Origin of the sequence: Enterococcus sp. AZ079, assembly GCF_050547255.1 — a bacterium.
Lineage (GTDB): Bacteria > Bacillota > Bacilli > Lactobacillales > Enterococcaceae > Enterococcus_D > Enterococcus_D casseliflavus.
In genome coordinates, this window is the sequence record NZ_CP172955.1 from 2,432,204 (window position 1) to 2,455,931 (window position 23,728).

The 23,728-nt window shown below is 42.3% G+C and carries 18 protein-coding genes; 3 read left to right on the forward strand and 15 right to left on the reverse strand.

The features are described 5' to 3' along the window. Nucleotides 1-6 precede the first annotated feature (6 nt). Both allE and allC read right to left on the reverse strand, forming a co-directional pair. Nucleotides 7-792, reverse strand: coding sequence for a (S)-ureidoglycine aminohydrolase (allE, locus tag IGJ15_RS11575; RefSeq protein ID WP_430599102.1), 786 nt, complete (start codon nucleotides 790-792; stop codon nucleotides 7-9). Nucleotides 793-807: 15 nt separating this feature from the next. Next, a complete protein-coding gene (gene allC, locus IGJ15_RS11580; RefSeq protein ID WP_081116829.1) occupies nucleotides 808-2,037 on the reverse strand; it encodes an allantoate deiminase in 1,230 nt (409 codons plus the stop codon). Nucleotides 2,038-2,206: 169 nt separating this feature from the next. Between allC and IGJ15_RS11585 the strand changes: the two genes are divergently transcribed. After that, on the forward strand, nucleotides 2,207-3,070 hold the full coding sequence (locus IGJ15_RS11585) for an alpha/beta hydrolase (protein WP_081116830.1): 864 nt from the start codon (nucleotides 2,207-2,209) through the stop codon (nucleotides 3,068-3,070). A gap of 323 nt (nucleotides 3,071-3,393) precedes the next feature. Here the strand turns inward: IGJ15_RS11585 and fucO are convergent, their stop codons facing one another. The 4 genes from fucO to rhaB all read right to left on the reverse strand — a co-directional run bounded on the left by fucO (nucleotide 3,394) and on the right by rhaB (nucleotide 8,174). Continuing rightward, nucleotides 3,394-4,545 (reverse strand): lactaldehyde reductase, encoded by a 1,152-nt coding sequence (fucO, locus tag IGJ15_RS11590; protein WP_081116832.1) that lies wholly within the window; start codon nucleotides 4,543-4,545, stop codon nucleotides 3,394-3,396. A gap of 84 nt (nucleotides 4,546-4,629) precedes the next feature. Then, nucleotides 4,630-5,454, reverse strand: a complete 825-nt coding sequence (gene rhaD, locus IGJ15_RS11595; RefSeq protein WP_005234418.1) for a rhamnulose-1-phosphate aldolase — start codon at nucleotides 5,452-5,454, stop codon at nucleotides 4,630-4,632. 7 nt (nucleotides 5,455-5,461) lie between these two features. Further along, nucleotides 5,462-6,715, reverse strand: a complete 1,254-nt coding sequence (rhaA, locus tag IGJ15_RS11600; protein WP_016612607.1) for an L-rhamnose isomerase — start codon at nucleotides 6,713-6,715, stop codon at nucleotides 5,462-5,464. After that, on the reverse strand, nucleotides 6,690-8,174 hold the full coding sequence (rhaB, locus tag IGJ15_RS11605) for a rhamnulokinase (RefSeq protein WP_081116833.1): 1,485 nt from the start codon (nucleotides 8,172-8,174) through the stop codon (nucleotides 6,690-6,692). The genes rhaA and rhaB overlap by 26 nt, the downstream gene beginning before the upstream one ends. Nucleotides 8,175-8,325: 151 nt before the next feature. Between rhaB and IGJ15_RS11610 the strand changes: the two genes are divergently transcribed. Beyond that, nucleotides 8,326-9,207, forward strand: a complete 882-nt coding sequence (locus tag IGJ15_RS11610; RefSeq protein ID WP_060791726.1) for an AraC family transcriptional regulator — start codon at nucleotides 8,326-8,328, stop codon at nucleotides 9,205-9,207. Nucleotides 9,208-9,315: 108 nt separating this feature from the next. On the opposite strand, the gene IGJ15_RS11615 is transcribed toward IGJ15_RS11610, so the two are convergent. The 7 genes from IGJ15_RS11615 to IGJ15_RS11645 form a co-directional block, all read right to left on the reverse strand. Further along, entirely contained in the window at nucleotides 9,316-10,170 is an 855-nt protein-coding gene (locus IGJ15_RS11615) for a GRP family sugar transporter (RefSeq protein WP_081116834.1), read from the reverse strand. 102 nt (nucleotides 10,171-10,272) lie between these two features. Next, a complete protein-coding gene (locus IGJ15_RS11620) occupies nucleotides 10,273-12,858 on the reverse strand; it encodes a glycoside hydrolase family 38 C-terminal domain-containing protein (protein WP_081116835.1) in 2,586 nt (861 codons plus the stop codon). Nucleotides 12,859-12,860: 2 nt separating this feature from the next. Further along, a complete protein-coding gene (locus IGJ15_RS11625) occupies nucleotides 12,861-13,997 on the reverse strand; it encodes a PTS fructose transporter subunit IIC (protein WP_071859233.1) in 1,137 nt (378 codons plus the stop codon). Beyond that, nucleotides 13,987-14,304: a PTS fructose transporter subunit IIB gene (locus IGJ15_RS11630; protein ID WP_008380922.1), complete on the reverse strand. Its 318-nt coding sequence runs from the start codon at nucleotides 14,302-14,304 to the stop codon at nucleotides 13,987-13,989. The genes IGJ15_RS11625 and IGJ15_RS11630 overlap by 11 nt, the downstream gene beginning before the upstream one ends. A 23-nt stretch (nucleotides 14,305-14,327) precedes the next feature. Continuing rightward, nucleotides 14,328-14,777 (reverse strand): PTS sugar transporter subunit IIA, encoded by a 450-nt coding sequence (locus tag IGJ15_RS11635; protein WP_060791722.1) that lies wholly within the window; start codon nucleotides 14,775-14,777, stop codon nucleotides 14,328-14,330. Nucleotide 14,778: 1 nt separating this feature from the next. Beyond that, nucleotides 14,779-16,683 carry a BglG family transcription antiterminator gene (locus IGJ15_RS11640; RefSeq protein WP_060791721.1) on the reverse strand — a complete coding sequence of 635 codons (1,905 nt, stop codon included), beginning with the start codon at nucleotides 16,681-16,683 and terminating at the stop codon, nucleotides 14,779-14,781. A 303-nt stretch (nucleotides 16,684-16,986) separates the two neighbouring features. Further along, entirely contained in the window at nucleotides 16,987-18,816 is a 1,830-nt protein-coding gene (locus IGJ15_RS11645; protein ID WP_430599105.1) for a lantibiotic ABC transporter permease, read from the reverse strand. A 319-nt stretch (nucleotides 18,817-19,135) separates the two neighbouring features. On the opposite strand from IGJ15_RS11645, the gene IGJ15_RS11650 reads away from it, so the two are divergent. Then, nucleotides 19,136-20,323 carry an IS110 family transposase gene (locus IGJ15_RS11650; RefSeq protein WP_010748508.1) on the forward strand — a complete coding sequence of 396 codons (1,188 nt, stop codon included), beginning with the start codon at nucleotides 19,136-19,138 and terminating at the stop codon, nucleotides 20,321-20,323. Nucleotides 20,324-20,416: 93 nt separating this feature from the next. Here the strand turns inward: IGJ15_RS11650 and IGJ15_RS11655 are convergent, their stop codons facing one another. Both IGJ15_RS11655 and IGJ15_RS11660 read right to left on the reverse strand, forming a co-directional pair. Then, nucleotides 20,417-22,675: a glycosyltransferase family 2 protein gene (locus tag IGJ15_RS11655; protein ID WP_270287126.1), complete on the reverse strand. Its 2,259-nt coding sequence runs from the start codon at nucleotides 22,673-22,675 to the stop codon at nucleotides 20,417-20,419. Beyond that, nucleotides 22,672-23,712 (reverse strand): bifunctional glycosyltransferase family 2/GtrA family protein, encoded by a 1,041-nt coding sequence (locus IGJ15_RS11660; protein WP_060791718.1) that lies wholly within the window; start codon nucleotides 23,710-23,712, stop codon nucleotides 22,672-22,674. The genes IGJ15_RS11655 and IGJ15_RS11660 overlap by 4 nt, the downstream gene beginning before the upstream one ends. Nucleotides 23,713-23,728 lie beyond the last annotated feature (16 nt).

The window sequence follows — 23,728 nt, forward strand, 5'->3', positions numbered from 1 at the left end:
ACTCCTTTAAATTTCCGGATCGCGGTTGCAATCTTTGGAATAAATATAGGTCAATGGTTCGTCACGACCAACACCATAGGCCGCTTGCTGTACATAGGCACTCATGAAAATGTAGTCGCCTTTGTCCACTGGGAACCACTCATTGTCTAAGTTGTACATCCCTTTGCCTGACAATAAGTACGCCCCATGTTCTTGGTAGTGGGTCTCAATGTAGCCATGACTTGCCCCTGGTTCAAAGGAAAGGATATGGATATTCATGTCAAAGCCCAACTCTTTCGGTAAGAAATCCCAAAGTAGGACGTCTGGCATCCCTTCGTATTGGATCGGTGTCAACTCTGAAAGATTCCCCACTACTTTGTAAGCTTGGTGATTTTCAAGCGGTTGGTAACGTTTCTTATACAAGAACACTTCTGTCGCTTCTTCTTGGAGATTTTTCATATACAGTTTTTCTCCAGCAGGCAGATAGATATAGCCTCCGTCCGTCAATGTATGGGTTTCTTTGCCATCACTTACTTCCAGTTTGCCCGAGATGACATACAAGAAACTCTCGATCTCTGGACCGCCGAAGCCCAATTGGTTGGCGCCATCTTTTTTGAATGAAATGATGTAATCGACAAAAGACGCCCCTAATTTTGGTGTGCCGAGTATCGAACATTCACAGTTTTCGAAGCCTGGAATGACATTATTCACTAGCCCGTCATGCGGCAAGATCGCAAAATTATTTTTTCTAATGACTGCTCGTGATTGCAGCAATCCATCTAAATAGCCCGTATTATTATTTTTATATCCCATGTGTGTTCCTGCTTTCTATTCTTTGTATGCTAGCTCGTAAAGGGAAGCTGCTAAAACTTCAACCCCAGCTACTAAATCTTCGATAGTCGTTGCTTCGGCTGGGTTGTGGCTAATCCCATCAATACTTGGTACAAACAGCATCGCAGTTGGAAAATGTGGTGCAATGATTTGGGAATCATGCCCCGCCCCACTATGCATGACTTTGTAACGTTTGCCGGTTTGCTTCACCGCTTGTTCCACCGTGGCAACGATCGTATCGTCCATCGGCACAGGGCGTTCATCCATCCATAGATCCATCTCCACTGTCAGGTCGTGCTCTTTGGCGATCGCTTGAATGATTTGTTCTGCTTCAGCAGTAAAGGCATCCAATAGCTGCCCATCGGTATGGCGACAATCCATCGTAAACAACACTTCACCAGGAACCACGTTGACCGTATTCGGTTTTGGCTCAACTTTACCGAATGTCACTACTAATGGATCCCCAAGCTCTAAGCCACGGTCGATCACTGCGGCACACATTTTGGCAAAACCATACACAGCATCTTGGCGATAGCCCATCGGTGTGGTTCCTGCATGATTGGCTTGTCCTTTTAAGACAAAGGTGTAGCGCTTTTGACCAGCGATACTATTGACGACACCGATCTGCAAATTTTCTTTTTCTAAAACACTGCCTTGTTCGATATGGATTTCCACGAAGGCTTTGATGTCTGATCGAACCGGTTCTTGTGGGTCGCGAAAATCAAAGCCTTGGCGTTGCATCTCTGCCACGAAGCGATTGCCTTCAAAATCTGCGATCGCTTCAACATCGGCTTTTTTGGCCTCTCCGACAAAGTTTTTACTTCCCCAAAAAACGGTTGGAAAACGACTGCCTTCTTCTTCTGCCATTGAGATGACTTCCAAGGAGCGTAAAGGTTGCCCATAGGTCTCTTTTAAATACTTGATCGCTAAAGCAGCAGCAACGACCCCGTATTGACCGTCTAATGTGCCACCGTTAACGACGGTATCGATATGTGACCCTGAAAGAATCGTTTCTTCTGGATACTGGCTGCCTTCCATTCTGCCGAAGAGATTGCCGACTGCATCATAGGACGTCGTTAAGCCAGTTTCTTTTAATTGTTTTTCTACAAATGATTGCGCTTCTTTCCATGAATCGGTATAAAGCAGTCTAGTCATTCCTCCAGTTGGATCACTCCCAATCTGAGATAGTGCATCGATCATTGCCGCTACTTCTTTTTTCAACTCCATTGTTCTGCCTCCTTTGATTTATACGGTTATTGTAAGCGTGTTACTGAAGGACATCATTGTTCACTTTCGACAAAACCGTTTCTATTTTTAGTCATAACGCTGTTTTTTAAACCGCTTCCTTCTCCTATACTCTTCCTTATACTATCGAAGAAAAGAAAGGAAGAAAACAATGGTTTATCCTAAAAATGCCTTTGCGCAAACAGAAAAAATCCAATTTGACACCTACGGCACTTTGCCGTTAGAAGTGACGATCCTAAAAGCGGCGCAGCCTCGGATCAGCCTTTTGTATTTTCATGGTGGTGGCTTCCTCTATGGTCAGCGAGAAGACCTTCCGCAGGATTATGTCCACCAATTGCTGGCTGCCGGTGTTAGCCTTTACCTGTTCGATTATCCACTGGCTCCCGAAGTAGCGCTACACGATATCTACCTTCATACAAAAAAGGCAGTGGAATGGTTTTTGGCAGAAGGCTGGCACTTCAGCGGCGTTGGTGCAAATGAGTACATTCTATTCGGTCGCTCCGCCGGCGGTTTTTTAGCGACCTTACTGACCGCACGCACAAAGCATCCGGAGCAAAAAGGCTTGATCCGATTTTACGGATACCAAGAGTTGTTTTATAAAGAATTTTTGCAGCCGGCACGCTTTTACACGCAATTTCCGAAAGTCCCGCCACTCGACGCCGAAACTATGATCGAAAGCCAACCAATCACCCACGGCACGTTAGAAAAACGATTCCCTTTGTACCTTTCCGCCCGTCAATATGGCAACTGGCAGCGTTATTTAGGCAATCGGGAACAGCTGGCAGCCTTGGCGATTCCTGCTGCCGCTTACCAAGACTTTCCTCCTTGCTTTGTCGTTCATTGCAAAAAAGATCCAGATGTTCCCTTCAGCGCATCCGAAGCTTTCGCTGCACAGGTCCCCCATGCCAAAACACTTTGGCTCGACTTAGATCAGCATGACTTTGATCGGACACCAAATGCGAGCGCTGATGAGTGCTATCGAGAGATGATTGGATGGCTGACTAACCAATTCTGAAACTCTCAGCTCTTGATAGGTGATGATTTTGAAGCGATCGGTACGCTGTGATCTTGCGTACAGCAAAAAAGTGACCATTAGAGAACCAACTCTAATGATCACTTTTTTTGATTTGATTACTAGTATATGGGCACAACGATTTCTTCAAAAATCTAACGCTTTGCCTCGCAATTTTACTGAAATCTTCAGAATAAAACAGCGAGATGATCTTCTCAAAAGAAAGGATCATCACGCTGTTAAAATAGCAACTGATCAGCAGATCGTTGTTAAGGGAAACTTGCAGAAGTATCTTTCATTTCTTCGATCTCGTACCTTTAACAAGATTACATCAACGAACGATAAAGCTCAATAATTTCTTCTAAAGTCGTATCCCGCGGGTTGCCTGGTGTGCAGACATCGTTCAAGGCATCTTTGGCGATGGCTGGGATATCTTCTTCTTTGACGCCTAATTCAGAAATGGTCGCTGGAATACCCACATCTTTGCTTAACTGATCGATTGCTTGGCAAGCAGCATCGCGGACGTCTTCAAGTGACATCGTATCTGCCCCTTCAATGCCTAAAACGATCGCGATCTCACGGTATTTTTCACCCGTAAAGTCTTTGTTGTATTTCATGATGGTTGGCAACAAGGACGCGCACGCTACTCCGTGAGGAATGTTGTACCAAGCGGACAATGGATGGGCCATGCCGTGGACTAAGCCCAAGCCGACGTTTGAAAAGCCCATACCGGCAATGTATTGTCCTAACGCCATCGCTTCTCGTCCTGCTTGATCGCCATTCACGGAATCTCTCAATGAGCGTCCGATGATCTCAATTGCTTTGATGTGCAGCATATCAGTCATTTCCCAAGCGCCTTTGGTAATGAAGCCTTCGATGGCGTGGGTCATGGCATCCATTCCCGTTGCGGCTGCCAAGCTCTTAGGCATCCCCATCATCATATCGCTGTCCACAAAGGCTACCAGAGGAATATCGTGAGGATCTACACAAACGAATTTCCGATGATTTTCTTCATCTGTAATCACATAGTTGATCGTTACTTCGGCTGCAGTCCCAGAAGTTGTCGGTACCGCTAAAATCGGCAAGCATGGATGTTTCGTGTCTGCCACGCCTTCCAAACTAATCACATCGGAAAATTCAGGATTCGTAGCAATGATCGCGATCGCTTTTGCCGTATCGATCGGTGAACCACCGCCAATCGCAATGATACAATCGGCTTGGGCTTCTTTGACAAACGCTAAGCCGTCTTTGACATTTTGGATCGTTGGGTTCGGCACGATCCCATCATATAACGCATAATCGACACCTGCTTCTTCCAATAATTTCGTCACTTTGGTCGCAACTTCAAATTTCACCAAATCTTTGTCGGTGATCACTGCCGCTTTTTTAAACCCTCGTGCCTTGAATTCGGTCGGTACGTTCTCGATCGCTCCTTTTCCAAAATACGATGTCTCATTCAAAATCATTCTATTTGCCATTCTTCCTACCTCCGTTTGTTTGTTTATTCACAATATATTTTAAATAGAAAAAACTGAAAGCCTTTTCTATTCTTCTACCATTGATTATACCTCAAGATAGCCTGCTCGGGGAGTGACTTTGAAAGCGTCAGCCAATTTTTTCAGATTTTCATCTGTAATGGTTTGTAAAATTGGGCCTTGCGCTTTGACATAGGTGTACACTTCCGCAGCTTTCTCTGCCGTTTCAATCAAGCCAAAGACTTCGTCCATATCTTTGCCAGCACCATAGATGCCATGTTGCGGCCAAAGAACCAAACGGGTCTCTTTCATTTTAGCAGCCGTTGCTTCGCCGATCTCGTTCGTTCCTGGAACCATCCAAGGAATGATGGAAACACCTTCTGGGAAGACCACCAAGCACTCCGTACACATTTGCCACAAGGTCCGCGTGAAACTGCGTTCATCCAACTCATGGGTAAAACTCATGGCTAAAAGATGCGATGCGTGGTTATGCATGATGATTCGGTTTTCTGGATCGACCGACAAGCGAGCGATATGACTCATGAAATGACTTGGCAGTTCACTCGTTGGCACCGCACCATTTTCCAAGCCCCAAAGCAATTCCAATGTTTGCCCATCTTCTTTGACTCGAATCACACCAAGGTTTTCCGCTGGATGTGCCGCTACATTTTTAAAGTATTTTCCTGAACCTGTCACGATAAAGTACTTGCCAGCTAGTGCCGTGGCATCAAAAATCATGGGAATTTCCCGCAAGACGCTTTGCGGATCGATGAAAGGCAAGATCTCTTCTTCTGTTAATAAGTAAGAAATATTGCCGCCGTTGCGCTCATCCCACCCTAAACGGTAAAGGTTTGCTGTCGTTTCCATCATTTCTTGTACAAAATTCGCTTGTAAAATATCAATCTTTTTCATCGTTCTCCTACTTTCTGGCTTTTAAGACGGTTTCTTCATAGGCTTTCACTTCTGATAGCCAATCCAGACCTGCTGGTACCCCTTGGCTTTCACAGAAGTAATTCCAAACATCTGCATACGGATAGTCTTTTAATTCTTCCGTCATGGCTAAACGAGTGGTGAAATCACCTGACAATTCGATTGCTTTTAGTTCTTCGATCGGTTCTAGCATCGCTTTTAGCAACGCTTTTTGAGTATTGCGCGTCCCGATCACCCACGCAGCGACCCGATTGATCGTCGCATCAAAGAAATCTAACCCAATGTTGGTTTTTGGCAATAAGTCATTGCGAACCAATTCGCGACCAATCTCTTGCAATTCATCATCCATGATCACGACATGATCACTATCCCAGCGTACAGGACGGCTGACATGCAGCAAAATGCCTTTGCTAAATAGTGCCAATGAAGACAATTTATTGGAGATCACTTCGGTTGGATGGAAATGTCCAGCATCCAAACAAATCAATTTATCGCGCGTCAAGCCATAGCCCATATAAAATTCATGAGAGCCGACGGTGTAGGCTTCGGCACCAAGACCAAACAACTTGCTTTCCACGGCATCTACCGTGTATTCCGCTGGCAATTCTTCAGCAAAAATCTCATCTAATGCTGTCATCAAGCGTTCCCGTGGTGTAAAACGATCGATTGGGTTGTCTTTGTAGCCATCTGGCACCCAGAAATTATTGACACAGACTTGCCCAGTTTCTTTCCCCATATAAGCAGCGATTTGACGAGAACGTTTGCCGTGTTCGATCCAGAACTGACGAACTTCTTCATCTGGTGAAGCAAGGGTAAAGCCATCTTTGAACATGGGATGTGAGAAAAAGGTTGGATTGAAGTCTAAACCTAAGCCTTGTTCTTTCGCCCAAGCAACCCATTTTTCAAAATGCTTCGGCTCCAATTCATTTAGATCCACTGCTTCCTCGGTGTCTAAATAGATGGCGTGAAGGTTCAATTTGTGTTTTCCAGGAATCAAAGAGTAGGCTTTTTCTAAATCTTGGCGCAACTCCTCTGGGGTATGGGCAGCACCAGGATAATTCCCCGTTACAGAGATCCCACCAGATAATGCTTCATCACTCAAAAATCCTTGGACATCGTCCCCTTGCCAAACATGCATCGAGATTTTCACATCGGCTAATTTTTTCAAAACCGCATCCGTGTCGACGCCTAATTTGGCATATGCTGTCTTAGCTTCTTCATAACGCTGTTGAATCGTTGTCATTTTTTCCTACTCCTTTTATAAAACGTTGATAGTTGCTTAAAATCTTGTGATCAAAAGACTGTGGTTCATGAACACTGCAAGGAAATGAGTGTTTGACCGCGCGGCGTGCTTCAGCCAGCGACGTGAAGATGCCAGCACTCATCATCTGCATTAAAAGATTACCGATCGCCGTTGCTTCACTTGGGCCAGCTTCGATCGTCAGCTGCGCAGCATCAGCCGTCAGTTGATTTAAAAAGCGATTATTGGAACCGCCCCCCACGATATGCAGTTTTTGCAGCTTGTTCGTCGTACCTGTCAGCTGTTCCAGCTTTTGCAATTCACTGGCATAGCAAAGCGCTAAGTTATCATACACACAGCGAGCCAGTTCCCCTGCGGTTTCTGGAACTTTCTGCTGGGTTTCTCGACAATACGCTTGCAGTTCAGTAATCATGTTTTCTGGATTCAAAAAACGAGGATCATTGACATCGACAAACTGTTGAAAAGCAGGCGTTGCTTGCGCCAATTCCGCCAATTCTGCATAGGAATACTGATAGTCTTGCTGCCGAGCCACTTCTTGGATCAGCCACATGCCCATAATATTTTTTAAAAAGCGAATCGTGTTGTGGGCACCCCATTCGTTCGTATAATTTTCATCGAAGGCGGCAAGGGAAACATTGGGTACTTTGGTTTCGATCCCCAGCAATGACCAAGTCCCGCTGCTGATGTAGCCCCAATCTGCCCCCTCTCCAGGTGTACCGATGATCGCTGATGCCGTATCATGACTAGCGACAGTGACAAAGGTCGCTTGTGGCAAATCATAGGCTGGAAACTTCTGTGTTTGCAGTGCGCCTAAAACCGTTCCTGCATCAACCAATGGTGGGAATAGTCCTTCTGTTACACCGATCTCAGCTAACAATTCTGCATCCCATGTTTGGGTGTTGGCATTTAGAAGCTGCATCGTCGAAGCATTGGTTTTTTCCGTGACCATCTTACCAGTAAAAACGTAGCCCAAGTAGTCTGGAATCAACAGCAGCTTGTCGGCTTTTTGCAGCAGTTGCGCTTCTTCTGCGGCTAACTGAAAAATCGTGTTGAAGGGCTGCAGCTGAATGCCTGTTTTCTCATACAGTTTTTGCAAAGAATAGCGCTGACCAAAAGCTGCGATCGCATCATTGGTGCGACTATCTCGATAAGCGACTGGGTCGCCTAAACGTTCGCCTGCTTGATCGATCAAACAGTAATCCACTGCCCAGGTGTCGATTCCGACGAAGCAGTCATGGATACCTGCTTGTTTCACTTTTTGCAGTCCTACTAAAATCTCTTGGATCAAATAATCGATCGCCCAACGGTCAAAGCCTTCATGAGGACGAAAGCCGTTTTTAAAGCGATGGATCTCTTCTAAAGTGATCTGCTCATTTTCCCAACGGCTCAGCATCAGACGACCGCTTGATGCACCGATATCGATTGCGATAAATGTGTTCACTGGTCTCCACCTTTCATTATCTTGTTAAAAAATAAATCGATTACAATTCATTGATTCATTCTTGTTGCCTCAATTTTAGCTTGACAATCAACGAGTTTCATCACACAATTTTGATAAAGACTTGCACAATCTTGGTAAAAAGGAGGATCCGATGGATTACTGGGAAAAAGCCAACCACTCATGGTCAACTGATTCACTGCGTTACATCAATACTTCAACCCAAAAGCAGCGTGAACTTTTTTATTACATTCAAGAAATCGGCTATTTCAAAGCCAGCAAACCTTACTTTACAGAACGAGAGAACCTGCCTTCTTATTTGATCAAGTATACATTGTCCGGCTGCGGTGAATTGCGCTACAAAGGAAAAAGCTATCAATTGAAAGCAGGTGATGTGTTTTTTATCGACTGTCTAGACTATCAGTACTACCGTACCGTTAGTCAAGAGCCCTGGGAAATGGACTGGATCCATCTATATGGCGCCAACGTCGCAGCGTTTTATGAGGAATTTTTCAAAAATGGCAGTCCAGTTTTTCACACCAATCCTGCCAGCAGTCGTCAAAATCCGATCCATTTGGTCTTACAAGATTTATTGATGTTACAGCCAGAACCAAATGCGAAAACTGCCTTCCAAAGCTCTGTTTTGATCCATCAGCTGCTCAATGAACTGCTCCTGCAAAAATATCATCTCGACTTTTCGGATAGTGAAATCCCGCCTTATATTTTGCAGATTCGTGACCAGCTAGAAGAAGATTTCCGTCAAGGGATCACATTGGAATCTTTGGAGGAAAGGTATCATATCAATAAGTATCAAATCGTCAAGGAGTTTTCCAAATATATGGGCTTGCCCCCCATCGAGTACCAGATCAGCAAACGCATCTCTTATTCGAAAGACCTTTTGCGCTATTCTCGCCTTTCCATCAAAGAGATCTCATTGGCGATCGGCATCGAAAACACCGTCTATTTCAGCCGTTTATTCAAGAAAAAAGTCGGCATTTCACCTAGTGATTATCGACAGACGGAGAATGGACGGTAAAAAAGAAACATGAAATCATTCACTGATTTCATGTTTCTTTTCATTTATTGATTATACTATTATCTGCTATTTTATTGGTCGCTAACTAAAATTGCTCAACTGATAAATTTATTTCAACCAACTCATCCCTAATACACCAACAATATAGAGCAAGCTACCAAGAGCAACAAATTGCTTTTCTCTGCCAACTTTTCGTTCCTTTAAGAAAATAATACTTCCAAAGGTGGCAACAAGTAAGCTCATTTGAGAAAATGAATAGGTTACGCCTACACCCAAAGAAGACGACACAGCGAATAACGAAGCATTCGCGAGAACCCAAGTGCTACCAGTACCTAAATTGCGGATTATTTTGCGGAAACGCAGTTGTTTCTTACTTTTCAAGGAAATCACGCTTCCCCCGAGAAACATCCCTACTGCCTGAGGCAAGAAAATCTGTGCTCCACTTATCTGAAACAGACCAGTGACTGTCACATATAGCATCAAAAAAGCTGAAGAACAACATAGATAAAGAAGTACTTGCTGTGATAAGCTTGTTTTCTGATGAGTTGTCTTAGTTACAAGGTAAACACCTGTTAGGATGACTCCTAGTGCCATGATTGAGAAAATTACCGTCGTTAAATCTTTCCATTCTTTGAGAAAGAAGCCAGATGCTAATGTAACAAATAATAATTGGGTACCGACGGAGACGGGCATTACTTTAGAAACCTCCGCTTTTTCCAAAGCGAGAAATTGGAAGTATTGTCCGCAAGCCCAAAAAACCCCAGATAATAAACTGATGAAAAATGGCACCATGGCATAACTCACTTGATTCAAAAAACCAAATACACTACCGAAAATCAAGGCTGCGATTGTTGTTCCTAGCAGTTGTTCCTCTGATTTCCCTCCCATCAATTTAGCGACGATTGGCATTAAGCCCCATCCTAGTGCAGGCAGTGAGGCAAGCAATAAAAGTTGTACGGACATAAAAACTCCTTCTAAACATTGTAAAAAGCGAGAACACAAAATCTTGTAGAGGAAAACGTTACAGAAGCAATTCCTTCTCGACAAATTTTGTGTTCTTTATTCCTATTTTTTAGTTAATAAATAGGTTGCTACCCCATAAGCATGGATGATATGATCCGCTTCAAGCGGTTCTTCTAATGCATTGATTCGTTGATATGCGTACCCATTAAATAATTTTTTTGGCTCAAGAGATCGTTCTTTGTTTGTTGAATTGACGAAACGGATAACGATTCCCTCAGAGTAATACGCATTATGAAGCGCACTGACTCCCACACCCGGTTCTAAGCTGCAGGACAGCAAAGAAAGAGACATGTCGGTCAGAGATAATGGATCAATGAGCTTTTGAATTTTATTATCTATGCGATAAATAAAGTAATTCAAATCTTGCAATTGATAAGAAATCGATGGCTGTTCTTTAACAGTTTTCCAAGTAGCCAACAACTCTTCAGAAATAGCTGTTGATGCAACTCGCAGGGAAAAATCGAAGACCATCTCATAGTTTTCCATTTGAGCAAGAGGCGTTTCCATCATAATATGTCCCTTTTTGGTTGTATCGCCAGAAGCGCGACCTGGTCGATACAACAAATCCGGTTTTCCAAGGGAGTCGGTTGTAGCTAGTACCGTTACATATAAGGAGTCGTCGAGATATTCATACTCTTTGCTCTGCTCGCTATAAAAAACGAGGGCGTTTTCTTGATCATAAACAACCACTTGTTTTTCAAATGGTTCAATATTGACGGGTTTTTCTGCATATTTTTCTTGCCAATTTTCCAGTGTTTGATTTCTTTTTTCAAGATAACCAAATTGAATGGCTGCAACCGCTCTTTCTATCGGCTTGTTTAGTCGAGCTTTCACTCGAATCCGATGATTTAAAAGCGTATTTTTAAAACGTAGCTTTGCGTTTACCTCACCGTTTTTTGTCAGTTGGAGGATCAATGTATAGGCGAATGTTTTGGTGGCGATCCCTTTCATCCGTTCTTCGATCGTATACGGTAGATGTAAACTTCCTTCCAAAACCAACGTTTCTTGCTTTCCTTTGCAGCTGGCAAAAGAAAGCGTGATCGGTTGATCATTCAAAATAGGCGAATAGTCATACGTATCACCGGCATTACTATCATCGATGATCGACAAGAAATCCACGATCTGTTGTTTTCCATCTGAATAAATCAGGTGGCCGTCTTCAAAGGAAAGCGTGTATTTCCCATTTCTAATCCATGGGTTTTGATCTAAAGACAATTCAGGAGTTGTCTCTTGCTCTTCAAATGTAAAGACTCGATAACCAAGACCTGAAAAGGCACAAGCCACTTGAACAGTTAACAGATAATACCCCTCTTCTTCAATAAAACGGTTGCCAGCAGGCGTTTCTTCCATAATATTTTTCCTGCTTGGGATATACACTGCTTGAAGAACAGATGAATCAGCTCCAATAACCTTGATATTGTTGGTTCTAGATACGATCTTAACGAATTTCTCCCCTTGAAATGGCACTGGTGTTGGATGAAGAATCAGAAATTGATTGGCTTGTAAAGCGAGTCCTTCACTGATTCTTTTTAAAATCAAATTTTCAATACTAGCACAAATCTCACTGATTTCTTTTAATCGATGACTGATATCTTGAGCAACACTATCTGATACACAGCCTGCCAAACTATCATGGGCTTGACATTCAAATAACTTTTTCCAAGCTTTCATTAGCAATCGATTACTTAATTCAATCCCTAAATCTTTCGCAATAACTAGCATTGGTTCAATTTCTAAAACTAATTTGTTTTCTAATCGAAAAATCTCACGTTTCAGATCCATTCGTACTGAACCAATTGTTTTGTGGACCCGAGCAAAAACCGGTGCACGAAACTCTCCTTGATAAACTTCCAGTTCTTTTTGACGGACGATCTCCATAAATGCTGGATAGGTGCTCAATTGATACTTGTATTTTCCAAGCTGATTGATTTTCGTTAGTTTTTCTTCTATGGCAGAAACAATGCCTAACTGATCATTTCCAGTTGGAATCAAGATTTCAGGTTCATTCGCGTAGCTCTTAATAAAATCGACACCTTTATCGAGTCTGCCATCTACATAACTGCTCGTTGGCTCCAATTGCTGCTGTGCACCATATCCTTGAGGAAAATTCACCGCATACAGTGAATCTTGCCCACTTAAACTCGTCCATTTAAAGTAAGGGGATTTGACCTGTTCCCCTAAATCGATGCCTCGCCAAAAGATAATGTTATCAAGTCCAACTTCGTTCAATATGGTTGGCATTTGAGCATTAAAACCAAATGTATCTGGCAAATAGCCGATCGGCATATAGCTGCCATATTTTTTGCTATCAAATATACCAATCATGGCATTTCGAATGATGGACTCACCAGAAGCAAAAAAGGCATCTGTTTGGGTGTACCAAGGACCGATGAACAATTGACCATTGGCGATCAACTCTCTGACCTCAGTCAAGCGCTCAGGATAGAGTTCTAAATAATCGTCTAGAATAGACATTTGTCCATCTAACACGAAAGAAGCAGTCGGTTGCCTCTTTAGTTCTTTTAGTACATCACTAAATAATTGATCACTCAAAACGACACAGTCCATTGAAGTAAAATACCATTCACGATCCCAATGGGTGTGGTTTACTATGTGTACATTTGTCATAGCTATGCTTCCCACTGCTCTTCCCAAGCAGCTTCGTCAAATTCTTCCATCGTGGTATCTGTTTCTTTCCCCGCATCTTTTGAACGTAGCAAGCTTGTACAAATCGCAATGAATAATGAGCCAGTAGCAATCGATAAAACATACAGTGGCCATTTTTCTACAGTGAACCAGCCATAAAAACCAGAGATTGGGGCTGTATTGACAGCTCCAAGACCTACAGCCATTGCAGAACCAATCGCTGAACCAATCATATTCACTGGGATCACTTTTAGTGGATTTTCCACCGCAAATGGGATCGCTCCTTCTGAAATGCCTACTAGACCCATAATGATCGACGATTTTCCTGCTTCTTTTAATTCGTTATTGTATTTACTCTTTGCAAAAACAGTCGCTAAGCCTAAACCAATTGGTGGAATAATGATTGCCACTTGCGCTGCAGTGTTTGGTGCATAAACGTTACTTGTCAATAAAGCCATCGCGGTTGTCACAGCTGCCTTATTTACTGGTCCCCCAAGGTCAAATCCAACCATTGCCCCTACAACTGCCGCCATCACGATCGCATTTCCGCCACTCAATCCGTTCAACCATGACTCTAAGCCCACATTGATAGCTGCAAATGGTGTACCGATCACATAATTCACAAGTAGGACAGTGACTAAAGTACCTAAAACAGGAACTAAGAACACTGGAACTACCGATGCCATCGATTTTGGCAGCTTTATATGGTTTTTGATCCACAAGCAGATGTACCCAGCGATCAGCCCTGAAACAATTGCGCCTAAGAAGCCTGCGTTAATGTCTTTTACTAACATCCCTCCAACAAGACCAGGGGCAATCCCTAGCTTATCGGAAATCGAATAAGCAATAAATGCCGATATTACGGGAAACATCAATCCTAAAGCGATGCCACCGAATCCATCTAAACTATGGAGTAATCGGATGATCGTATTCGCACTTTCTCCATGAGAGGCGTCCCAAATATCGACGATCCCAAATATTGATCCGCCTACTCGAGAAATCGCCATGATAACTGCTCCGGCAATCACCAGAGGAATCATATAAGATATTCCTGTTAAAACATGATTTTTCATTTCACTTGCCAACTTTTTCATCTGATTTTCCTCCTCTTTATTGATCAATCAGCTTTAATGCATCTTCAATTACTTTTTCTGCATTTTTTATAGGGGCTGCTACCGGGACTTTAAGGATCTCCTTGCCATTGAAACGCTCTTCATTTCTCACTTTCGTATCAACGGCAAAAATCACGACTTCCCCAATTTGACAATCCCGCTCGTTCAATTCATTTTCGATACCTGTTGCTCCTTGTGTCTCAACCTTGATTAAATCCCCACGTTTCGCTGCTGCTTTTTTTAACGCCTGTGCCGCCATAAAGGTATGGGCAACTCCTGTGGCACACGCCGTTACTGCAATAATTTTTCTCTTCATTCTTCTTTCTCCTTTTCTCCGTTTTATTCGCTTAATAGTTTCGCGATAATCTCTTTATCTGTTTCGCTTTTCAGCGCTTCTGTGATGTCTTCATCCATCAATTTCATGGCAATTTCTGATAAAATCCGTAAATGGGTGTCTCCTTGATGTTCTTCAGGAATAGCAAGCATAATCACAACCGTTACTGGTTCATCATCTAAGGATTGCCATTCTAATGGTGCCTTTAACCGAGCAAAAACGATTGCGGGTTCAGAAACTGCACGACTTTTTCCATGGGGGATTGCTATATTATTGCCTATTCCTGTGGTCGAGTGATCTTCTCTTTCCATAACTGATTGAACATACTCATTTTCGGATTGAACGATACCTCCAGTTACCAATATTTTTGCTAATTGACGGACCACTTCTTCTTTAGTGGTTGCCTCTAGACCAAGAACAATATGTTCAAAAGGTAGTAGTGTTTCTATATTCATTTTATGTTCCCCCTTGTAAATACTTTTTTAATTCCTCTTTCGTCCCTTTAAGGAGGAAGGTTCGTTCATCTGATTCCATCACATTAAGCATCGTGTCATAGATTTCCTCAAGTTCTTGTACAGTTTCATCTTTGATACAGATGAAAAAGACATATTTCACCTTTGTTTCTCCCCAGTGGATCTCATTATTAAGACGTAAAAATACAATCGCTGATTTTTTCACGTATTCTGGTGTACCATGAGGTGTTGCGAATCGTCCAAAAGAAGTAAAGGAAAGCTGTTCCCTTTTTAGCGAAGAGTCAATCATTTCCTCGTTTACATACCCACGAGTAATCAATTGCTCCCCAATAAATGTAATCACCTCTTGATAATCTTCAAAATGATGATCTAAAAAAATCAAGTCCTCATGAATCAATTTCGCAAACTGACTGAAAGAACCATTTTGTTTTTCTTCGACTTTTCTTAAAAAGGCTTCTATTTTTCGCTGCTCATCTTTATTCAGTACAGGTGAAACATGGATTGTTGGAATCGAATCGATTTTTAAATCCACTGTCGATAAAATCAAGTCCTCATAAATATTGGTCTGAATCAACTCTTGAATTGAAAGAATCCTGGAAATATCGATTTGCTCATAATTTCTCCGAATACGAGCAGCTAGTAGCTGTGAAGTGCCTTTCCCACTGCTACAAACTAATAAGACACTCACTTTCTTAGGTTGTTTTTCTTCTCGTTGTTCTTTCATCACTTGGATGTGTACGGCCAGAAAGGCAACCTCATCTTCAGGGATCGAAATCGAAAAATGCCAATTTAAGGCATGAGCTAATCGAAGCGCTTCCTCAAAAGACAAAGGGAAATTCTTCTTCACATCATTTAGAAAAGGGTTATGAATGACTAATCCTTTTTGAATGCGATAAATAGCTTCTTTGATATGTGATACCAATCCTAACAAAAGACTTTCATTGCGTAGGGAGATCGTTTCATGAATCAATTTGCGTATCGTTTCATCAAGCAAATCATCGGAGTCATTCTTCTTCATCAACGAATCCCCATAGATATGAAGCGAAATATAATGAACTTCCGAAACTGGCAATGACAGAGAAAACGTTTCTTCTATTGAAGCAATAAAACGATAAAAAGCTCTGTTCTCCATCAAAGGATGTCTTCTTTCTTCGAAAGTCAGATAATTCTTCTCTTTGACCCGATCAATCATGATGATTAGATGAAGCAATAGTGAGTGATAGGCAGCATCATTAAGCGTAATTTGTTCTTTTTTCAAATACTCTTGTAAGAGCGTATCAACTAAAGAAATCTTTGTCAGGTCAATAAAATCATTAACAAACTGAGGAATTCCTTGAATCGAATGCAAATAGCGTTGCTGCTCTTGTGTTATTTTCCAATTTCCACCCCAGAAATAGTAGATCAAATCAAATGCTAATCGACGTTTTTCTTGTTCTGACAAATTCAAAAAGGAACCCTTCCCCGGTAAAACTTCAATCGTAACGTTAAAGTGACGAAAGATCTCGCTTACCTGCCCCATGTCATTTTCTAAAGTTGATTTACTGATGTAGAGTGCATCTTGCAGTTGTTGACGCGTAAAATACGTTTTTTGTTTCAGTATTTCAAAGCAAAGAAACTGAATACGATCTTTTTTGCTCGTCGGTAAGTTTGATTCCTCGTTCCCATCAAGATACTTTAGAATTTCAGCTGAATCGCCATCAAGAAATACCCCTACTCTAGGTTTGCGAACAAGCCTTATTGCTGTTTCCTGCAAAAATTCATCAATTCTCTTTAGCGATTGCGAAACTGTCTTTTGCGAAAGCGACATATGCAACCCAATTTTAGCAACCGTTGTTGGTCCATTTTCTAAGAGATATCGAATAATTGCTTTTTCCCGTTCACTGATCATGAAACTATCACCTCGTCTACATTTCTAATGGTAGCTTTTTCTTAAAAAAATGAAAACACTTACTTTTACTGCATTCATTACAGTAAATCATAGGCACTGAATATATTGCGCCGTTTTTTTCATGTGTACTTTTTCGTTTAATCCAGATTATTTACATGTCCCTTGGTATTTTCATAGTATAGAGGATATTACTCAGTGGGAACAGAAAAAAAATACCAATGAACAAACGAACTGTCGTCTGTTTCATTGGTATTTTAACTTTTGATTCTCTAATAACGAGATACGCTTGAGCAAATCCTTTCCTTAACGCCCCAACACCTCCGCCACCGAATAAACGCCTGGGGCAAAGGTCTTGCCTGTTAGCTTCTTCGTCATGGCATTAAAGGTATAGTGCTCTTCTAAGACGACGACTTCATCGTATTGCTTTAATAGCGTGCGAAAATCTGTATCGGATAAGAGGAAATTCTCTCGGCCATCGACATTAGGTGAAAACAAGTAATATTTTCCGACATAGCCAACTAAGTAGCTATCTACTGCTTCTTTGTTAGTACTGACCACCAAATATTTTTTCTCGTTTAGGTCAAAGTGATCGCCAGTAACGACTGAAACTTGTGCTGGAATCGAAGCAGCATATTCACGATTGGTATAACGCATGCCATTATTTTCAGAAAGGATCAGCAATGTCGCAAAAAACAACAGAATCAAGGTACTGTATTGATAGATTTTTTTCGTAGTCAAGCTGGCAAAACTACGATAGTTTCGCCGATCGATCGCTTGTTCATGATACAAATGATCAATGCCTCTGACCATGAAAAAGGTCATTAATCCAAGTGCTAAAATCACGATACTTGAGGCATAGCGATCGAACCCTGCCAAAGACAATGCTTCATCAGTGGGCATCGAGAACAAGAACATGGCATAGATTCCTAAATAATACCCACCAATGATACCATCGATCAACAGCAGTTCTTTGAAAAATGGATTGCGTTTTTTCATGATAAATCGGACAAATAGCCAACTGCCCAACAGGATGACCTGGATCAAGAGAATCCCTTGCGTGGAGATCGTCGCAACATCCGTGATGGTTTTGACAAAAACATCCGTAATCTGCTGCAGTATCTGAGAATCCTTTTCACCAAAAATCTGTTTATAAGCGGTCACGCTGACTTCATGCTTCGATTTAGGAAAATTCGCTTTGACATGCAGGTTCCAAAGAATCGCCGGCAGGACAGAGAGCCCAATGGCAGCTAATCCTACAATCATCATGCCCAGCCGTTGCCGCCAACGAACTGATGCCTGCCACAAGCAGACTAGTAAATAGCCACCTAAAATCAGCAGAAAAAAGACGGCGCTATTTTTGACCAAATCAAGAGAGGCGCCAATCAAAAGAAAGAAACCGATCGACGGTAGTACGTTGCCTTTTAAAGCGAATAAGCCAGCGATGCCAGCTAAAGTCAACACTGGCAGGATAAAGTCCACTAACAAATTATTCATTCGAATCGCAATATTAAAATAATTGAAAACCGCCATACTGGTGAAGATCAGGGCAAAAGCCAGCTTTCTTTTCGGATCACGAATAATCGCAAAGAAACTATACAGACTACAGAAAATCAAAATCAATTGACCAATCAGCAAGACATTCTCATGATAGCCAACAATGATCGCTGTATAAGTAACAAACAGCGAGCTGCCTAAAGGATAGGAAGTAAAACTGATGATGGCATCGGCTGCCGTTGGCAATTGTCCCTGCGTATAAAGGAATTTAACGATCGTCGCCCAATGGGAGAAGTTGTCATAGTGGGTCAAATGACTGTGAAGCAAGGTTAAAACGAACAAAGCAAAATAGCCGTAAAACCACAGCAGGATGGGCTCTTGCAAGCCCCAACGTACCTGATAGCGCTCCTGCCAAAAACGCCAAACGCATAATAGTAAGCCAAGACCAAATAAAACCCATGCCCCCCAGATCAACCATCCTTTTGGACCATATGCGACAAAGGAAAGAACGAGGATCGGCAAACAGCAAGCAGCGATCCAGCTGATGTGTTTGGGAAAATGGCAAACTCGTACAAAAAGATAGACATAGCCAGCTAATGATAAACCAAAAAGACTAAATCGCAGCAGGATCTCGATCATCATCTTCCTCCTTGTATATTAGAGTTAGGGTTTTAACCTTCCGGTTTTGATTGGATAACCCTATGAACCATCGTTATTTTAATTTGGTATTAACTCATTCATTTTGAGATAATATATTTATTGGATTGAGAGGCTATGCCGTTGCCTCCTTGAGTTTTGAAGCTCGTAATCGAAAGACTGGCACCTCTCTCTGATAAGTGGATTACGTATGAGTTAGATGTTGAAAGTTTTTGCTTTACTCCGTATCTCGTACAAGGTAGTGACGCTTTTCAGTTGAGCGGGTTTCAATCCAAAATATTTTTTTAGAAAGGTCAAATGTATGTACTTCTTAGGAATTGATATCGGCAAGCGAACTCACGTGGCTTCTTTAATGAGTGAAGAAGGTAAAGTGATCCTAAAAGGTTTTTCTTTCCCTAACACTACTGAAGGAGCTGATTCCCTGATTGAGCGGCTTTCAAAATATTCAGAGACTCCCGCTGACTTTATTGTCGGAATGGAAGCTACGGGTCATTATTGGCTCTCCATCTTTTCATACCTCCACGAATCAGACTTTTTGATTCACGTTGTGAATCCTCTTCAAACCGATGGCTGGCGCAAAGGAACAGAAATCAGAAAACGAAAAAATGATATTATTGATTCTGTTTTGATTGCTGACTTGATGCGTTATGGTTCCTTTGTAGAAACAGTATTGTCTGATGAAAATGTTTTTTCGTTAAAACAACTTTCACGTTACCGAACCTATTTAGTAGGTACCGCAAGCGACTTCAAACGAAAAATCATAGCTGTACTAGATCAAGTGTTTCCTGAATATGCATCAATTTTTTCTAAACAAGGTATTTTCGGAAAAGCGTCTAAAGAGTTATTGCTTGAGTTTAGTTCTCCTATAGAGCTAGAAGAAATTTCGGCAGAAACGTTGGCTCAATACTTAGCTGAGTTAAGCAGGAACCGAATAAAGCCAGAGAAAGCAGATCAATTGAAGCAAGCAGCTTCTAACTCCTTTGGAGTGAAATTTGCTCAAGAAGCTTTTACATTTCAATTACGCTCCATGATTGAACAATTGAAATTCATCGAAAGCCAAGTAAAAGAAACTGAAAAAGAAATTAAGCGCATAATGAGTAATTTAGACTCTGTTATTCTCACAATCCCTGGAATCGGCCCTATAAATGGCGCGACAATTCTTGGTGAAATTGGAGACATTCGCAAATTTTCTAATCCGAAAAAACTGGTTGCTTATGCTGGCATAGACGCGTCTGTGTCCCAATCTGGGCAATACGAAGCAACACATAATGTTATGAGCAAGCGTGGATCTCCATACTTACGAAAAGCCTTGTTTTCAGCTGCTCTAGTTGCTTCTCAATGTGATCCTGTTTTTCGCGCGTTTTATCAGAAAAAAATTTCTGAGGGAAAGCATCATCTGACGGCCTTAGGTGCTGTTTCTCGTAAGCTTTGTTATGTGATTCATGCTATTTTAACTAAAAATGAACCTTATAAGATTGTTTCCGATTAGCTATTGAACAATCAAAAAAATCTAATAGTGAAAGGTCTATTTGTTGTACTCATTTTTTGGACTTAACTGTTATAAAATATTTTTTTGATTTAGCTAATTTTCACTTGACTCTATATAGTTAGTCTTTCTCAGCAAGCTGTCTACCCATTCTTGAAAGGCTGCTGTAAAACGCAGCTCGGAAAGATTGCTTACTTGATAAATCACTTGATTTTCTGTTGGTTGAAGCGTTGCTTTTTCAGCGTGAAGCACAAGATTACTGAACGGTAAGGTTAGACGGGCAGGCATCTCGACTTCTTCTGTTTTTACCAACGTGAGCTGGTCAAAACCAAACGTTGTGACCGTATAGGCTCCTTCTTCAAAGACCCATTCTTGATCAATCGACAGGACAGGCACTCGCTGAGGCGGCAATGGCTTTTGTTTGGCTTGCAGCAGATGCTTACCGAGATTTTCAAAAAGACTGTCAAAGAAGGTCATCCACGGGTCACGCAGAACTGGCAGGCTTTGATTGAAGCCATCATAAATGATCTGCAAATAAGCCAAGTAGTCTTTTTCTGATAATTGGTGTAAAGCAACCCCATAGACCCAGCGATCCTTGCCTGAAAAAACGCGGACGACGTTTCCCGTCATCTCTGCTTGGTAGCCATTACGGGTGATTTTAAACGTCAGCTGCGCATCTGGCGGAAAATAAAGAGGAACGTCAGAAACAAAGGACAAGCCGTTTTCTGAGATATTTTCTGTCATCAAAGAATAGCTGGCGTCTTGGTCGGAAACTTCAACAGGATAATGGACTCTGAACCGTTCCGTCGTTCGGTAAATCGGGCGACCGAGATAAAATAAGACCGCAAAGGTTAAGTTAAAGAAATGGGTCAGCAACCAGAAAGTCAACACGCTGCCATAGAAAATCTCTGAGCCGAATTTGCCGTAATTAAACTTCACTAAGCCGATAATCGTCAAAATCAACAGCAACAAATGCGGCACCACAAACAACAAGTCTTTTTTAGACTGAGTTGCTGCTTTATTGGTCACTTTGAAACGGGTCTCTTTGATGCCAATGGCTTGTAAAAAGACAGGAATCACTAGGTAAGGTGCAAAAATCGTTTCCTGGATCTCGCCCCAGCGCTGCGTTCGAATATCACTGCTCAAATCCTGCATCGCCAAATGCAAGAACGTATAGCTTGGCAGCCAAAACAGCAGCAAGACCCAAAAGTTGGTCTCTACGACCCTTACATTAAAGACGGTGTACAAAATCGGCGCGAAAATAAACAGCAACCGACGTAAAAACGACCACCAATACAAATAACTGTTTAAGAAAACCATTTTTTGCGCCAAAGACAACGTCTTGTTCTTAAAAAGATGGAGATTGTGGACACTTTGGACCACTCCTCTTCCCCAGCGAATCCGCTGCTTTAAGGCACTTGGGATATCAATGGGAGACAGACCGCTGGCCATGGGCTGCAGTGTTGATAAACTGCGATAACCTTGGCAATTGATCAAGGCGCCTAATTCAAAATCTTCCGTGATCGTGTCCGTCGGAAATCCGCCAGCGGCTTCGATCGCTTCTCGTGCGATCACCGTATTGGAACCTGTATAAATAGCTGTATCATGGGCGTTGTTCAAAACATTGACTTCTCTGGAAAAGAAGTCCTGCTCGTTAGGGATCGCCGCTTCTGAAAAAAGATTGTACTGAAAAAGATCCGCATTGTAAAAGCTTTGCGGTGTTTGGACAAAGCCCAACGGTTTGATGGTCTGATCTTTGCGGCGTTCCTGCTGATTTGCCACAAAATATGGCACTGTTTCCAGCAAAAAATCTGAGTAAGGAATCATATCTGCATCAAAGGTCGCCACTAGCGGCGAATTGGTTTTTGACAATGCATGATTGAGATTGCCTGACTTGGCATGCTGATTGCCTGTCAATCCGATATAGCCGATGCCAAATTTATCTGCCAGTGCTTTGACCTCTGGACGGTTGGTGTCATCTGACAAGTAGATGTGAACTTTTTTGGGATCGGGGTATTTCATATGAACTGCCGCATTGACTGTTTTTAATAAAAGCGGCACTTCTTCATTATGGGTAGCAATCAACACATCGATCGCTGGATAGTCGGCTTCTGGCACGATCGGTTTTTCAAAAGGCTTTGCTTTGTTTTTGTTCCAAATCAACAGCAAGCCCGTAAAGTTCGATACGATCTCACTGCCCCAAAGCAGCAAACCAAACAGTAAGGCAAACCAAGACTCGTGCCATGGCAATGTATACAGCCCCCGCCATGATAAATAGATCAGCGAAAAGACAAACGCCAGAAAGTAAACGACTTTTTTCGCCCAAGGCAAACGTTTTTGTTCCACCTCAATCACTCCTTAAAGATGACATTTTTTTGCACATGGTAACTAAAGAAAAAGAGCAGGCAATCGACGCCTATTTTTAACAACACAGAATCCCCGATCGGCAGGATCAAATAGATCAGGTAGACGAGGAAAGAGGACAGCAAAATCTGTACGATGACTAATAAAAAATACTGCAGCATACTGTTCTTTGTCCGTTGACCAAAAACAAGCTCGCGATTGATGTAGTAATTGACGATCGCCGAAATCAAGCGGGCACCCAACGAAGCGATCACGATGGAGGACAGATCGATGACAGACAAGAAATGGATCAATAACGCATAGGCGATCACATCGACAAAAAAGGAGACCACAGATGAAAACAAATACTTCAAAAAGACGCTATAGATAGCGACGGAATCTGCCAAGACCCGAAAATGGGAAGAGGCATTTTCTTCAATATAGATGGTGGCGATCGGTTGCGAGAGAATCGGCCACCCCCGTTTCTGGGCTTCGATCAGCATCCGCGTTTCATATTCAAAGCGCTCACCTGAGATCGCCAACAAATCTGTCATGAATTTCCGAGGGAAAACCCTTAAGCCCGTCTGCGAATCCTCGATGGCAAGACCAGTCGCTAAACGTAGGATATTTCGGGTCAATATGTTGCCGAACTTACTCCGTAAGGGCACTTCTTTGCCAAAGGATCGGGTCCCTAAAATAATACTGTCGGGATGGGCTTGGGCCTTTGCTAAACAAGCCATCATATCGGTATACTCATGCTGCCCATCCGAATCAATGGTCACCATAAATTCAACAGCTGGCTGGTTTGTCAGCACTTCGGTGAGGGCGGTTTTGATGGCTGCGCCTTTTCCAAGATTCTTTGGATGGGTCAAAACCTGACAACCAAGCTGCTGTGCCAATGCCGAAAAGACAGGCTGATAAGCTGCCCCACTGCCATCATCCACGACCAAAATCGGCAGGTGCTGGTTATGCAAACGAATTTTCTCCACCAGAGCCAGCAGTTTGTGGTCAGGTTCTAGCGAAGGAATCATGATTAAACTATTTTCCATATGCGCTCCTCATTTA

Coding starts and splice junctions, on each gene's coding strand:
- allE (WP_430599102.1), bottom strand. CDS start 792: ATGGGATATAAAAATAATAATACGGGCTATTTAGATGGATTGCTGCAA.
- allC (WP_081116829.1), bottom strand. CDS start 2,037: ATGGAGTTGAAAAAAGAAGTAGCGGCAATGATCGATGCACTATCTCAG.
- IGJ15_RS11585 (WP_081116830.1), top strand. CDS start 2,207: ATGGTTTATCCTAAAAATGCCTTTGCGCAAACAGAAAAAATCCAATTT.
- fucO (WP_081116832.1), bottom strand. CDS start 4,545: ATGGCAAATAGAATGATTTTGAATGAGACATCGTATTTTGGAAAAGGA.
- rhaD (WP_005234418.1), bottom strand. CDS start 5,454: ATGAAAAAGATTGATATTTTACAAGCGAATTTTGTACAAGAAATGATG.
- rhaA (WP_016612607.1), bottom strand. CDS start 6,715: ATGACAACGATTCAACAGCGTTATGAAGAAGCTAAGACAGCATATGCC.
- IGJ15_RS11610 (WP_060791726.1), top strand. CDS start 8,326: ATGGATTACTGGGAAAAAGCCAACCACTCATGGTCAACTGATTCACTG.
- IGJ15_RS11615 (WP_081116834.1), bottom strand. CDS start 10,170: ATGTCCGTACAACTTTTATTGCTTGCCTCACTGCCTGCACTAGGATGG.
- IGJ15_RS11620 (WP_081116835.1), bottom strand. CDS start 12,858: ATGACAAATGTACACATAGTAAACCACACCCATTGGGATCGTGAATGG.
- IGJ15_RS11630 (WP_008380922.1), bottom strand. CDS start 14,304: ATGAAGAGAAAAATTATTGCAGTAACGGCGTGTGCCACAGGAGTTGCC.
- IGJ15_RS11635 (WP_060791722.1), bottom strand. CDS start 14,777: ATGAATATAGAAACACTACTACCTTTTGAACATATTGTTCTTGGTCTA.
- IGJ15_RS11640 (WP_060791721.1), bottom strand. CDS start 16,683: ATGATCAGTGAACGGGAAAAAGCAATTATTCGATATCTCTTAGAAAAT.
- IGJ15_RS11645 (WP_430599105.1), bottom strand. CDS start 18,816: ATGATCGAGATCCTGCTGCGATTTAGTCTTTTTGGTTTATCATTAGCT.
- IGJ15_RS11650 (WP_010748508.1), top strand. CDS start 19,136: ATGTACTTCTTAGGAATTGATATCGGCAAGCGAACTCACGTGGCTTCT.
- IGJ15_RS11660 (WP_060791718.1), bottom strand. CDS start 23,712: ATGGAAAATAGTTTAATCATGATTCCTTCGCTAGAACCTGACCACAAA.